The organism is Streptomyces bicolor, assembly GCF_000719285.1.
Classification (GTDB): Bacteria; Actinomycetota; Actinomycetes; order Streptomycetales; family Streptomycetaceae; genus Streptomyces; species Streptomyces bicolor.
Map to the genome: position 1 here is coordinate 200,451 of NZ_JOFS01000001.1, position 13,625 is coordinate 214,075.

General features: G+C 72.2%; 12 protein-coding genes. 5 read left to right on the forward strand and 7 right to left on the reverse strand.

Going from position 1 to position 13,625, the window contains the following annotated elements; all coding sequences use genetic code 11:
* Positions 1–9: 9 nt before the first annotated feature.
* Positions 10–1,491, reverse strand: coding sequence for an AlkA N-terminal domain-containing protein (locus tag IF78_RS0100915; protein WP_031475692.1), 1,482 nt, complete (start codon positions 1,489–1,491; stop codon positions 10–12).
* 169 nt (positions 1,492–1,660) lie between these two features.
* Between IF78_RS0100915 and IF78_RS0100920 the strand changes: the two genes are divergently transcribed.
* Complete coding sequence (locus IF78_RS0100920) at positions 1,661–2,023, forward strand: ArsR/SmtB family transcription factor (protein WP_031475690.1); 363 nt, start codon at positions 1,661–1,663, stop codon at positions 2,021–2,023.
* Between the two features lie 56 nt (positions 2,024–2,079).
* On the opposite strand, the gene IF78_RS0100925 is transcribed toward IF78_RS0100920, so the two are convergent.
* Genes IF78_RS0100925 through IF78_RS0100945 form a run of 5 tightly spaced genes read right to left on the reverse strand, consistent with a single transcriptional unit; the run spans position 2,080 to position 7,916 of the window.
* Entirely contained in the window at positions 2,080–3,483 is a 1,404-nt protein-coding gene (locus IF78_RS0100925) for an MATE family efflux transporter (protein WP_031475688.1), read from the reverse strand.
* A 5-nt stretch (positions 3,484–3,488) separates the two neighbouring features.
* Positions 3,489–4,517, reverse strand: a complete 1,029-nt coding sequence (locus IF78_RS0100930; RefSeq protein ID WP_031475686.1) for a cysteine synthase family protein — start codon at positions 4,515–4,517, stop codon at positions 3,489–3,491.
* A 41-nt stretch (positions 4,518–4,558) separates the two neighbouring features.
* The gene (locus tag IF78_RS0100935) at positions 4,559–5,890 is read right to left on the reverse strand and encodes a type III PLP-dependent enzyme domain-containing protein (protein ID WP_031475684.1); all 1,332 of its coding nucleotides are present in this window, start codon (positions 5,888–5,890) and stop codon (positions 4,559–4,561) included.
* The gene (locus IF78_RS0100940; RefSeq protein WP_031475682.1) at positions 5,881–6,879 is read right to left on the reverse strand and encodes an ornithine cyclodeaminase; all 999 of its coding nucleotides are present in this window, start codon (positions 6,877–6,879) and stop codon (positions 5,881–5,883) included. The genes IF78_RS0100935 and IF78_RS0100940 overlap by 10 nt, the downstream gene beginning before the upstream one ends.
* Before the next feature lie 44 nt (positions 6,880–6,923).
* Complete coding sequence (locus IF78_RS0100945; RefSeq protein WP_031475680.1) at positions 6,924–7,916, reverse strand: TauD/TfdA family dioxygenase; 993 nt, start codon at positions 7,914–7,916, stop codon at positions 6,924–6,926.
* 322 nt (positions 7,917–8,238) lie between these two features.
* Between IF78_RS0100945 and IF78_RS0100950 the strand changes: the two genes are divergently transcribed.
* Genes IF78_RS0100950 through IF78_RS0100965 form a run of 4 tightly spaced genes read left to right on the forward strand, consistent with a single transcriptional unit; the run spans position 8,239 to position 13,137 of the window.
* Positions 8,239–9,792, forward strand: coding sequence for an ABC transporter substrate-binding protein (locus IF78_RS0100950; RefSeq protein WP_031475678.1), 1,554 nt, complete (start codon positions 8,239–8,241; stop codon positions 9,790–9,792).
* A complete protein-coding gene (locus tag IF78_RS0100955; RefSeq protein WP_031475676.1) occupies positions 9,777–10,790 on the forward strand; it encodes an ABC transporter permease in 1,014 nt (337 codons plus the stop codon). Before IF78_RS0100950 ends, IF78_RS0100955 begins: the two co-directional genes overlap by 16 nt.
* Positions 10,787–11,617 carry an ABC transporter permease gene (locus tag IF78_RS0100960; protein WP_031475674.1) on the forward strand — a complete coding sequence of 277 codons (831 nt, stop codon included), beginning with the start codon at positions 10,787–10,789 and terminating at the stop codon, positions 11,615–11,617. Before IF78_RS0100955 ends, IF78_RS0100960 begins: the two co-directional genes overlap by 4 nt.
* The gene (locus tag IF78_RS0100965; RefSeq protein WP_031475672.1) at positions 11,614–13,137 is read left to right on the forward strand and encodes an ABC transporter ATP-binding protein; all 1,524 of its coding nucleotides are present in this window, start codon (positions 11,614–11,616) and stop codon (positions 13,135–13,137) included. The genes IF78_RS0100960 and IF78_RS0100965 overlap by 4 nt, the downstream gene beginning before the upstream one ends.
* A 27-nt stretch (positions 13,138–13,164) precedes the next feature.
* Here IF78_RS0100965 and IF78_RS0100970 read toward each other — a convergent pair whose 3' ends face one another.
* Entirely contained in the window at positions 13,165–13,608 is a 444-nt protein-coding gene (locus tag IF78_RS0100970) for a hypothetical protein (protein WP_037639366.1), read from the reverse strand.
* Positions 13,609–13,625 lie beyond the last annotated feature (17 nt).

Below are 13,625 nucleotides of genomic sequence, written 5' to 3' on the forward strand. Positions count from 1 at the left end.
TGGCTTTCCTTACACGGGGAGGAAGTTGATCGGGTGGCTGTCCGTCGCCCACAGGTACTGGACGGCGTACGCCCTCCAGGGGCGCCAGGCCGCCGCCCGGGCCGTGAGGGCCGCCGGAGTGGACGGCAGGCCCAGCTCCTGGGCGGCGCGGCGGATTCCGAGGTCGGTGGGGAGGAAGGCGTCGGGGTCGCCGAGGGCGCGCATCGCGATGACGTCGACCGTCCAGGGGCCGAAGCCCGGCAACTCCAGCAGCTTGGCCCGGGTCTCCGGCCAGTCGCTGTCCGGGCCCAGGCGCACCTGGCCGTCGGCGAGCCCGCGCACCAGTGTCGTGAACGTCGTCCGGCGGGTGCGGGGCATGGCCAGTGACTCCGGGTCCACCGAGGCCAGCGCCTCGGCGGCCGGGAAAAGGTGGGCGAGGCCGCCCTCGGGGTCGTCGACCGGCTCGCCGTGGGCGGTGACCAGGCGGGCCGCGTGGGTGCGGGCGGCGGCCGTGGAGACCTGCTGGCCGAGGACGGCCCGTACGGCGAACTCCGCCTCGTCGACCGTACGCGGGACCCGCCGCCCGGGCGCCTTGTCGATCAGCGGCGCGAGCAGTGGGTCCGTGCGCAACTGGTCGTCGATCGCGACCGGATCGGCGTCGAGGTCGAGCATCCTGCGGCACCGGCTGATCGCGACGGTCAGATCGCGCAGGTCGCTGAGGGTGAGGCGGCAGGCGATGTGGTCGGGCTGGGGTGACAGGGACACGATGCCGTGGCCGTACGGCAGCCTGAGCGTGCGCCGGTACGCGCCGTCCCGCCACTCCTCGACCCCCGGGACGGCGGTGGCCGCGAGGTGGCCGAAGAGGTTGTCGGGGTTGAGCGGGGCGCGGAACGGCAGGCGCAGGGTCAGGGCGCCGGCGGTGTTGCCCGGGGTGCTGTGGGGTGCGCGGGCGCGCAGGTCGGTCGGGGCGAGGGCGAAGACCTCGCGCACGGTGTCGTTGAAGCTGCGGATGGAGGCGAAGCCGGCCGCGAAGGCGATGTCCGCCATGGGCAGGGGTGTCGTCTCGATGAGGAGGCGGGCGGCCTGGGCGCGCTGGGCGCGGGCCAGGGCGAGCGGGCCCGCGCCGAGTTCGGCGAGGAGCTGGCGTTCGATCTGCCGGGTGCTGTAGCCGAGCCGGGCGGCGAGGCCGGGCACGCCCTCGCGGTCCACGACTCCGTCGGCGATCAGGCGCATCGCGCGGGCCACGAGGTCGGCGCGCTGGTTCCACTCCGGGGAACCGGGGCTGGTGTCGGGGCGGCAGCGCTTGCAGGCCCGGAACCCGGCCTGCTGGCAGGCGGCCGCGCTCGGGAAGAACCGCATGTTCTCCGGCTTGGGCGGGACCACCGGACAACTGGGCCGGCAGTAGATCCCGGTCGTCACGACCGCCGTGAAGAACCATCCGTCGAAGCGGGCGTCCTTGGACTGGACGGCGCGCACGCAGCGCTCCGTTTCGGTGTGCATCCCCTTCTGCATGCGTCCAGCATCGGCCACGGTGGGCGACGAGGCTGGCGAGAATCCGACATCAACCTCGGCTGCGCTGGGAGGTGCCGGATCGCCCGGCACATGGCTGGGCCGTCTCGTCGACACCGGCACATGAAGAATCGTTCATAGGTTCGACGGGGTGACGGGTAAGATACCGGTCATGGGTCATGGAGCCGTCACCACCGCGCAGGACACCCCGGAGCGCGTACGTCTGGACGCGGCCAATGTCGCCAAAGTGGCCACCACCCTCCAGGCCCTCTCCACCCCCTCCCGCCTGCTGATCCTGGCGCGGCTGCGCGAAGGGCCGCTGCCGGCCACGGAGTTGGCGGCCGAGGTGGGCATGGAGCAGTCCGCCTGCTCGCATCAGCTGCGGCTGCTGCGCAATCTCGGCCTGGTGGTCGGTGAGCGGCGCGGCCGTTCGGTCGTGTACGCGCTGCACGACCACCATGTCGCCGAGCTGCTCGACCAGGCCGTGTACCACGTGGAGCATCTGCGGCTGGGCATCAGCGACGCGGCCGAATGATCGTCGGCGCGTGACGCCTGATCGTCGGCGCACGCCGCCACCCTGGTCCGCCCGCCTCAGGCCACCACCGGCTGCTCGGCGCCGCCCCGCAGCGACAGCGCCCTGTTGTACCGCCGCAGCAGCAGTACGGCCGTGGCGGCGAGGCCGGTGAGCAGGCCGAGCCAGACGCCGACCGTGTCCCAGCCCGCGAGCCGGCCGAAGAGCCAGGCCGCGGGGAGGCCGATCAGCCAGTAGCCGACGAGCGTGATGCGGAAGCCGCTCCTGGTGTCGTCCAGTCCGCGCAGCAGCCCGACGCCGATGTTCTGCGCGCAGTCGAAGAACTGCAGGACGGCGGCGACCAGGAGGAGGTTGGTCGCGATGTCCGTCGCCGTGTGCTCGGCGGCCGACGACGGGTCCAGGAACGGACGCAGGACCAGCTCGGGGACGGTCAGATACACGACGCCGACCACCGCCATCACCGCCGCCGCGCAGGCCAGCGCCGTGTTCTTGATGCGCTGCGCGGCGGCGACGCGGTCGAGGGCGAGTTCCCGGCTGACGTTGATGGACGCGGCGTGGGAGAGGCCGACGGCGATCTGGAAGACGATGTAGATGAGCTGGTTGACCGCGGTGTGCGCGGCGAGCGCGGCGCTGCCGAAGGTGCCGATCAGCAGGGCGACGACGGAGAAGAAGCCGGCCTCGGATCCGTAGGTGGCCGCGATCGGCAGGCCCAGGCCGGTCAGGCGGCGCAGGGTGGCCCGGCGGGTCTTCCACATACGGATGTCGAGGAGCGGGCCGAGCTGGGGGTCGCGGCGGGCCGAGACGTACAGGGCCACGCAGGTCAGGGCGTAGACGAGGGTGGTCGCGAGGCCGATGCCCGGCAGGCCCAGCTCCGGCAGGATCCAAGAGCCGTGGATCAGACCCCAGTTGAGGGCCGCGTTGACGGCGACCGAGGCGATGGTGATCTGGAGCAGGGCCTGCGGTCGGCGCATGCCCACCGTGAACTGGCGGATCGCCTGGAACCACAGGCAGGGGACCAGGCCGGGCGCGAGGGCGAGCAGCACCGGCCAGGCCGTGTCGACGACGTCCGGGTCCTGGCCGAGGAAGGCGACGGCCTGCCCGATCAGCAGGATGACGACCGCGCCGACGATGCCGGACAGGGTGGCCAGCGCGAGCGCGGCACGGACGACGTCCCGTACCTCTTCCGCGGCCTCTTCGGTCAGCTGCTCGTCCTCGGCGTGCGCGGAGGCGGCGGAGACCTGGTTGCCGACGGCGGTGACCATGCCGACGCCCATGGTGCGCAGCTGGTTGAAGATGACCAGCGCCAGGCCGCCGCCCGCGAGGGCCTCGGCGCCCATCAGGCCCATCATCACCGTGTCGGTGGTGGTGAGCGCGACCTGGGCGAGCTGGGTCAGGGCGAGCGGTACGGCCAGGGCGGCCAGGGCGCGGCTGTCGCGCAGGAGTGTGGTGAGCGGTGTCGGCATCGGTGTCAGTTCTCGCGGAGTTTGGTCAGCAGCTCGTCGACCTCGCGTTCGGCGTCGGGATCGATGAGGTTGCGGGCGGTCATCCAGTCGTCGTTGAAGACGGTGTCCATGTACTTCTCACCACCGTCGTTGATCAGAGCGACCATAGTCGTGCCCGGCTCGAGCGAACTCATCCGGGTCAGGGCCTCGTACACCACCCCGCCCGCGGAGCCGCCGATGAGGAGTCCGAGCCGGCGGGCCAGCACGCGCGCGGTGGCGAACGCCTCGATGTCGCCGACCTTGGCGCCCTCGTCCAGCAGGTCGTAGTCGACCATGGCGCCGATGGTCGCGCCCTCGGGTGTGCCCGTGCCGGACTGGTAGTAGTCGTGGGCGGGCGGCCCGAAGGCGATCGACCCCTTCGGCTCGACTCCGACGATCCGCACACCCGGCACGGCCTTGCGCAGTTCCCCACCGGTCCCGAAGAGCCCGCCGCCGGTCCCCACGGCGCCTATCAATATGTCGATACGACCGTCCAGCGCGGCGTCGAGTTCGTGCGCCACGGGCCGGTACCCGTCCCCGTTGGCCGGGTTGTTGTGCTGCTCGGTGAAGAAGGCGTTGTCGCTCTGCGCCGCCAGCTTCTCGGCGAACTCCTCACGGGCGGCGGTGGCCAGCTCCTCGTCCCCCTCCTCGGCGACGTAGACGAGTTCGGCGCCGAGCGCCTTCATGCCGCGCAGCTTGTCGGCGGCGGCGTGATGGTCGACGACCGCGGTGAAGGTGTAGCCGCGCTCGGCGGCAATGACGGCGAGGCCCAGGCCGGTGTTGCCCGAGGTCGACTCGACGATACGGCCGCCCGGGCGCAGCAGGCCGCGGTCCTCGGCGTCGAGGACCATCTGCCGGGCCATGCGGATCTTCGCCGTGCCGGTGGGGTTGAACTGCTCCAGTTTGAGCAGCAGCCGGCTGCCGGTGTCGGTGCGGCACAGCTCGAAGAGCGGGGTGTGGCCGATGAGGTCGGAGACCCGGCTGACCACAGCGGGACGCGAGAGCGCCTTGTCCATCGGATGGCTCCAGTTTCGAGGGGAGTTCGAGGGGGAGAGAGTCAGGCGAGTGGAGGGCGGTCGAGCCGCCAGCGGGTCATGCCGTCGGCGGTGTCGAGGACGATCTTCGGCGGGAGCGCAAGCTCGTGGAACGGGGACTCGTTGGAGTCCATCTGGTAGCCGGCGGTGTTGGGGTAGACCAGCAGGTCACCGGGGGCCGGGCGGGTGGGGAACCGCACCTTGCGCCACGTGACCATGTCGGACTCCAGGCAGGTGGCTCCGCCGACGCAGGCGGCGTACGGCTCACCCGGGGAAGCCTGGGCGGGCAGCAGCGCCGGATCCGGCAGGTACTCGCTGTTGAACCACTGCTCGGACAGGCTCAGACTGCTCCCGTCCACGGTGACGATCCCGTACCCGGGCCGGTCCTTGACGCCCTGCACGCGGAACACCGTGCAACCGGCCCGGTCCAGCAGCGCCCGGCCGGGTTCGAGGAGCAGCTGCACGCCCGCCTCACGCAGGCGCGCGGCCAGACCGTCCGCGGTGAGGACCGCGCGCAGGGCGTCGGGGCCCGCCACCGGGGAGTGGTACGGGTAGAAGTCGGCCGGGGTGAAGGACTTGCCGGCGTGATAGTGCTCGGGCCGCTGGTCGCGCAGGAAGCGTTCCCAGTGCTCGGCGTCCGTGTAGTCGACGGCGAACCCGCCGCCGATGCTGATCCGGTCGGGGCGCAGGCCCATGGCCCTCGCCTTGAGGCACAAGTCGACCAGTTCGGCGGCCAGTTCGGCACGCATCAGGGGGTCGTACCCCGAGAGGTGGAAGGAGAAGCCCTCCATCTCCAGTCCGGCCTCCCGGCACCGCACGAGGGCCGTCGCCAACTCCCCGTCGTCCAGGCCGAATCGGCTGTGCGGCTGGGCGGGCGGGAGCCGTCGCAGCAGTACGCGCGCGGGGCGCCCGACGTCGATGACGCGTTCCAGCTCGTCGAGGGCGTCCACCGCGATCAGACACCCTTGGAGCACGGCGACACGCAGCAGTCCGTCGGCCTTCGCCGGACCGGTCACCACGATGTCCTCGCCCCGGACCCCGCACCCCAGCGCGTCCCGCAGCTCGCCGGCACTGGCCACGTCGACGCCCGTACCGGACAGGGCGCACCGCTCGATCCACGCGGCGGCCTTGTTGGCCTTCTTCGCGTAGTACACGCGCCCCTCGACGCCGAACTCGCCGAGCACCGCCTGGAACGCGGCGGCGTTGGCGTCGAAGCGGTCGGGCAGCAGCAGATGGAAGGGGCCGCCGATCGCGTACGACAGCTCGTGCGGAAGCGAGCCGACCAGAATCGCGTCGAGCTGCGGATCCGGGTGGGCCGGCAGCGGTGGGGCTGCCCCCGTCTCGCTCACTGCCACAGCGACACCCGCGTTCCCAGACCCTGCTCGATGGCGAGCTGCGCGAACCGGTGTCCCAGCGCGATGTCGGTGACGACGAGCCCGCTGTTGTACGCGAAGATCCGCTCGTCCGGCGTCCGCCGGCCCTGCGCACGCCCCGCCACGACCTCCGGGAACTCGGCGTCGACAGCGGGGAAGTTGCCGTCCGCGTCGGCCATGTCCGTGCCGGTGACCTTCATCTGGGCCTCGCTGGTGGCGATGACACGGTCCGCCCGCTGGAGCGTGGAGGGCGCGATGCCGTGGCCGACCAGGATCGACAGGGCGCCGGGTTTGAGGTCGTCGGACTCCACGGCGGCCGGGGTGTGCTGTCCTGCGGTGGCGACCACCACGTCGGCGTCGGCCGCGGCGGCCCGTACGTCGTCGACGACCTCCAACTCGCGGTCCGGGAAGTAGTGGTGGAGCCGCTCGCGGACGGCGGCGAGGCCGTCGGGGTGGGTGCCGTAGACCATGAGGCGGTCCAGGTCCGGCAGGGTGGTCAGCAGGAAGGGCAGGGCCAGCCGGCCCTGGGTTCCGGTGCCGATCACGAGGGCGCTGCGGCTGCCGGGGGCCGCGCACTCGCGGGCGAGGAGTGCGGAGACGGCGGGGGTGCGCAGGGAGCCGATGCGGCCGCAGTCCATCATCGCGACGGGCAGGCCGGTGGTGTCGTCGTAGATGGTGAGGGTCGTGTAGTAGTGCTGCTGGTCACGGGACTTGTCGAGGCCGTGCTTGTACGACGTCTTGACGGCGACGACCTCGCGGACGCCGTCGCGGCCGAGCATGGCGTAGGAGACCGAGTGGCCGTCCTCGGGCTTGACGGTGAGCTTGCGCGGGTTGGCGGACTTTCCGTCGGCGAGGGTGCGGTACGCCTGCTCGACGACCTCCACGACGTCGGCCAGGGAGATGTCGATGCCCGCGAGGTCGCTGGTGCTCAGGATGCGCAGGGCTTTGTCGTCGGAGGGTGTGTCGGTCATGGCGATTCCCTTCGTGGGCGGTCGTGTTGACGTCGTGACGGGACTCAGACGTGGGCCACGAGCGCGGCCTGTCCGTAGCCGTGCTCGTCCGCCTCGGCCGGCGGGCGGGTGCGGCGGCCGGGGACGCGGACCGAGGCGCGCTTGAGCCAGCGGTCGGTGCCGTCGTAGCGCGCCTTGAAGGGCACACGGCCGTGGACCACGAGGTCGTTGTCGACGACGAGGACATCGCCGGGTTCCAGGCTGACGGCGACCGAGACCCGCTCCAGCTCGGCCGTCAACCGGTCGTAGGCGGCGCGGTATTCGGGGGACGCCTGGTCGAGGGGCGTGTAGGCGGGGTCGTAGCGCAGGGTCGGGCCGTCCTCGGACTGCCACAGGGCGGGGACGTGCGGCGGCGGGCCTGCGAAGGCCTGGGCCTCGGCGTAGGCGTCGTCGGGGAGGATCGGCAGTTCGGGCCTGGACAGCAGGGCCAGGTCGTCCTCGCTGAGGCGGACCTTGCGGATGCTCGCGGCGGTGGTCGCGACCGAGTCATGGTTGCGCAGGCAGCCGAGCATCAGCAGGTGGGCGCGTTCGGGGTGGAAGGCGTCCTCGGTGTGCGGGCTGAGCAGCACCGTGCTGCTGGCGCCGGTCTGCTCCTGCTCGTGGCCGGGCGAGGGAACGATGTTGTGCACGAACCTGCCGTCCTGCTGGCCGTCCCAGGCGATGGGGCGGCCCATGGTGGTGGCGAGCAGCAGGAGGAGTACGTCCCACACCGCCGCGCTGTCGCCGGCGGTGGCCCAACTGGCGGGTGTGGGGCCGATGTCGGTGTCGTCGACGGTCAGGCCGCGCAGGACGAAGAGGCCGTCGTCGGTGTCGACCGGGCGGCAATGCTTTCGCTGAAACGATTTGTCAAGATCGGCCGCGGCTTCGGCGACACGGCTGAGCAGTTCGGGCCGCGAGACCGATCCGCCGAAGTCGGCGACGATCTTGCGGGCGATCTCGGTCAGCTCGGTCACGGCGGGGGCATCGAGCTGTCGGACGGGAGCGGCTCCCAAGGGCATGGCTGAGTCGTCCATTTCGAGTGCGGGGATGCGGGTGGGGGCATATGCGCCAAGCAAACGACGGGCTCTAGAGACTCAAAGCTGTGATTCTGCTGTGCGGTGGTGATCCAACCTAACAAGCAAAGTTAGGTAAGGCAATGCTTACTACGCCTCGTGCTCCGGTCGGCCCGTAAACCATCACGCATGTCACTCCCGTGCTTCCGTACGCCACTTGACGCCCCAAGCGCGATCAACAAAGGGCGGGCCACAGCTTGCACAGAGGGATCTCCTTAGGGTAGGCACACCTAAGCAGAATGCCCCACTCCAGTGGAACGAGGTCGATGTGTACCTGAACAGGCGTCAAGTGCTGTGGGTCGGCGGTGGCATAGGCGCGGCCGCGCTGCTCGCCGCTTGCGGTGACAGCGACGAGGCCTCGTCGAAGTCCCCGGCGAAGGAGAGCGAGAAGCCCCGCCGCGGCGGCACTCTGCGGGTGGGCGCGCTGGGCCGCGCCTCGGCCATCACCCGTGATCCGCACGGCACTCAGGCCAACGAGAGCGACTACCTCATCATCTCCCTCGTCCACGACACCCTCACGGTGCCGGGGACCAAGCCCAACACCCTGCCCCGGCTGGCGGCTTCCTGGAAGGCGTCCGACGATCTGAAGACCTGGACGTTCACCCTTGCCGAGGGGGCGAAGTTCCACGACGGCACCCCGGTCACCGCCGAGGACGTCGTCTGGTCGCTGAAGCGGCTGCGCAGCACCCCCGCGGGCGCGTCCCGGCTGCCGGGCATCAAGCCGGAGAACATCAAGGCCGAGGGCGACGGCGCCGTGGTCCTGGTGTCCGACTACGCCAACGCCGAACTGCCGCTGCTGCTGCGCCTGACGACGTTCGTACTGAAGAAGGACACGGCGGAGAAGGACCTCGGCAAGGCGCCCGGCACGGGCCCGTTCAAGCTGGACTGGTTCCGTTCCGGCAACGCCCGCCTGGTGCGCAACGAGGACTGGTACGGCGGTGACGTGTACCTCGACGCCATCGAGGTCAAGATCTTCGAGAGCCCGCAGGCGATGGCCAACGCGCTGCTCGCCGGGCAGATCGACGTCGCCTCCAACGTCGGCGCGGTGGCGGCCCGTACCGCCGAGAAGCGCGGGGACGTCCAGATCGTGCGGCGGCCCAACGACATGGCGATGCCCATCGTCATGCGCACCACCGACGGACCGTTCGCGGACCCGAAGGTGCGCGAGGCCTTGCGGCTGGCCGTGGACCGTGAGGCCATGGTCAAGCAGGTGCTGTCCGGGTACGGCACGGTCGCCAACGACATCCTCGGCACCGGCGACCCCGCCTACGCCAAGGACATCCCGCAGCGCACGCGCGATCTGGCGAAGGCCAAGTCGCTGCTGAAGGAGGCCGGTTTCGACCTGTCGAAGACGTACAAGCTGCTGACCACGGAGGACATCCCGGGTCTCGCCGAGGCGGCCACCCTGTTCACCTCGCAGGTCCGCGAGGCCGGGGTGAAGGTCGAGGTGGTCAAGCAGGAGTCGGCCACCTTCTGGGAGAAGACCTGGCTCAAGGGCGACCTCTACACCACCTACTGGGGCACCAACGACTCCGTGGCGTTCTTCGCCAGCAAGACCATGGTGTCCGACTCCGGCCAGAACGAGGCCGGCTGGAAGAACCCGGAGTTCGACGCCGCGTACAAGAAGGCGATGGCGACCAAGGACGCGGCGGAGCGCGCGAAGGTGCTGCACGAGCTCCAGCAGATCGAGTACGACGAGTCCGGCTATCTGCTGTGGGGCATGGCCGACGGCATCGATCTCGCCGGCGCGGCCGTGCGCGACCTGCCGACCCTGCCGGGCTATGGACGCGTCCAGCTCGAGACGGCATGGCTGGCTCGCTGACCGAGGCGGTGCGGCGGGGGCCGGCCGGGGGCAGCGAGCCCCGGCCGGCCCCGGCGGTCGTACGCCTCCTGTTGCGCGTGGCCGGTGTGGTCGCGCGCCGGGCGTTGTTGCTCGCCGTCCTCCTCGCGTTCGTCTTCGCCGCCGTGGAGCTGCTGCCCGGCGACGCGGCCACCGCGACGTCCGAGCGCGGGGAGAGCGCGGCCGACCTGGCCGAGCGGCGGCATCTGCTGGGCCTGGACCGGCCGGTGCAGACACGCTTCTGGGAGTGGATGACCGGCCTGCCCACCGGCGATCTCGGCACGTCCGCGCGCGGCGAGTCCGTGGCCGGCCTGCTGGACCGTCCCTTCCCCAACACCCTGCTGCTCGGCGGTCTCGCGCTGCTGGTGACCCTGGTCGCCTCCGTCGCGCTCGGCTGCTGGGCCGCGGTCCGGCCCGGCGGCAGGACCGACCGGGCGGTCTCCGCGAGTGCGACCGGGGTGCTCGCGCTGCCCGAGTTCGTCGTCGCGGTGGCGCTGGTGCTGGTCTTCGCCCTGTGGACGGACTGGCTGCCCGCCGTCACCCTCACCGACGCCGACGGCTCGCCCGCCTCCTGGGAGATGCTCGTCCTGCCCGTGCTCGCGCTGGCGATCCCGCAGATCGGCTGGAACGTGCGGATCGTCCGGGCCGCGCTCGCCGACGAGGCCAAGGCGCCGCACATCGAGACCGCCGTGCTCGACGGGCTCCCCCGGCACCGGATCTTCACCCATCATCTGCTGCCCGGCGCCCTGCCGACCATCGCGGCGGGGCTCGCCACCTCGACGGGCATGCTGCTGGGCGGCGCGGTCGTGGTGGAGACCATCTTCAACTACCCCGGCATCGGCTCGGTGCTCGCCGGAGCGGTCACCGACCGGGACAGCCCGCTCATCGCCGGGGTCGTCGCCGTGACCGGGGCCGTCATCACCGGAGTCCTGCTCCTCGCCGACCTCGTACGCGCCTGGGCCTCGGGAGGCCGCTCATGACCGTCGCCGCCGCTCTGAGCACCCGGCGCGGGACCGTCCTGCGCGTGCTGCCCGCCCTGCTGCTCACCGCGCTCGCCCTGGCCGGCCCCTGGCTCGTCCCGCACGCCATCGACGCCCCGGTCACCGCCCCGTACGCCGAGCCCGGGGGCGACGCCCCGCTGGGCGGCGACCAGTTGGGCCGTGACGTGCTCAGCCGCGTCCTCGCGGGCGGGCGCGAACTCGTCGTCACCTCCCTGCTCGTGGCCGTCCTCGTCACCGGCGTCGCGGCCCTGCTCGGGGCGGTCGGCGCGCTGCGCCCGGCCGTCGGACGGTTCGTCGAACGGGCCGCCGACGTCCTCATGCTGCTGCCGGCCGTCCTCGGCATCCTGCTCGTCACCCTGTCCTGGCCCGACGGCGGACGGCTCGCCGTCGTCACCGCGGCGGTCGTCCTCGGGGTGCCGTACGCGGTGCGGCTGGTCGCGGGCGCGGCCGCGCCGGTGGCCGCTTCCGGATATGTGGAGGCGGCGGCCGTCGGTGGCGAACGGCTGTGGTACCTCGTCGTACGGGAGGTGCTGCCGAACCTGCGGGCGACGCTGCTGGCGCTGTTCGGGCTGCGGTTCGTCGCCGCCGTGTACCTGGTCGCGACCGCCGGGTTCCTCCAGGTCGGACCGCAACCGCCCGCTGCCGACTGGGCGTTGATGATCCGCGAGAACTCCGCGGGCATCCTGCTCAACCCCTGGGCCGTGCTCGCGCCCAGCATCGGCATCGGCCTGCTCGCCATGAGCGTCAACCTGGCGGCCGCCGCCCTCGTCCCCGCAACCGGCCGGAAGGCGGTGCCCGCGCTGTGAACCACATGCCCGACCGGTATCCCGAGGGCCGGACCGCGGACGACGATCACGCCGTCCTGGTCTCGGGCCTGACCATCGCCGCCCCGGACGGCCGCCTCCTGCTGGACGGCGCCGACCTCGCGATACGCCCCGGCCGCGTCACGGCGGTGACCGGACCGTCCGGCTGCGGCAAGACGACGCTCCTGCGGGCCGTGGCGGGCGCCCTGCCGTCGGGGGCCGGCCGCACGAACGGCACCGTCACGGTCCTCGGGCAGGATCCGCTCTCCCTGCCCCCGGCCGAACTGCGCGCCCTGCGCCGGCACCGTCTCGCATACGTCGGCCAGGACCCCGGTTCCGGCCTCAACCCGCGGATGAAGGTACGGCGGCTGCTCGCCGAAGTGGCCGTCGACCGCGGCGCCGAGGCGATCAGGGCGCTGCTCACCGAGGTACGGCTGCCCGTGGACGACGGGCTGGCGGAGCGCCGGATCGGCGGGCTGTCGGGCGGCCAGCAGCGACGGGTGGGGCTCGCCCGGGCGCTGGCCCGCCGTCCGGCCGTCCTCCTGCTCGACGAGCCGACCGCCGGGCTCGATCCGGCGCTGCGCGACGAGATCGCCGATCTGCTGCGGCACCTCGCCGACAGCCACCGGCTCGCCGTCGCGCTCTCCTGCCACGACCCGGACCTGGTGGAGCGCCTCGCGGACGACGTCGTCGACCTGAGCCGCGAGCGTCGTACGCCCGTGGTGCGCGAGCCCTCGTCCCGCGCCCCTTCCCCCGGACCGGTCACGCTCGCCGTCTCGGGACTGCACGCGGCGTACGTCCACCGGGGCCGCCGTACGCCCGTCCTGCACGACGTGGATCTCACCGTCGCCGCCGGCGGCGGCCTGGGGATCGTCGGTGCCTCCGGCTCCGGCAAGACGACCCTGTTGCGCACCCTGGTCGGCCTCCACCGCCCCACCGCGGGCACGGTCGGCCTCGACGGGACCCGGCTCGGTCCCACCGCGCACGGCCGCTCCCGGGAACAGCGGCGCCGGCTGCAGCTCGTGCCGCAGGACCCGCTGGGCACGCTCAATCCCAACCGCACGATCGGTGCGGCGCTGCGGCGCCCGCTGCTCCTGCACGGGCGGTGCGAGCGGGCGCAGGCGCCCGACCGCGTCCTGGAGCTTCTGGACAGCGTCGGCCTGCCCGCCGCCTTCGCGGACCGCTACCCGCACGAGCTGTCCGGCGGGCAGCGCCAGCGCGCCGCCATCGCCCGGGCCCTCGCGGCCGACCCCGATGTGCTGTTCTGCGACGAGGTGACCTCGGCACTCGACGCCGAGACGGCCGTGGCCGTCATGGACCTGCTGGCGGACCTGCGGGAACGGCGGGGCCTGTCGCTGGTCCTGGTCAGCCATGACCTGCGGCTCGTCGCCGACCGCACGGACACGCTCGTGGTCATGGCCGAGGGGCGGGTCGTCGAGTCCGGGCCCACGGCACGGCTGTTCACGGCTCCGGAACATCCGGTGACGGCGGCGCTGGCCACGGAGGTCGTGCTCGGCGGCTGACGGGCCGTCGCTCGGCGGTGCCGGGCGCTACGACGTTCCCCGCAGCTGCTGGACGGTTCCGCCCAGCCGTGGGCGGAGCTGCTCCAGCAGCTGCGGTTTCGCGCTGACCACCCAGCGGGGGCCGACCAGATACTCGCCGCCGTAGACCGAAGCCGCGTCCAGCCAGGTCAGCTTGTACTTCTCGGCGGGGAACGTCGTGATGAGGTAGTCGCCCATCTCCGTGTGGCAGACGCCCTCGCGCAGTTCGTCCGCCTCGGTCCGGATCTTGACCTTGCAGCCCGTCAGACCGGCGATGACCTCGACCTTCGCCGGCGCCACGACGCCCGCCACGGTGGCGGCGACGTTCGGGGGGCTGCTCTTCGCCGCGGACTCCTTGTCCGCACCCCCGGCGCACGCGGTGGACGACAGGAGCAGGAGAACCAGACTTCCGGCCGTCGCGACGCGGCCGCTGCTTCCTCGGTGTGACTGCACGACGAGTGGTACGGATC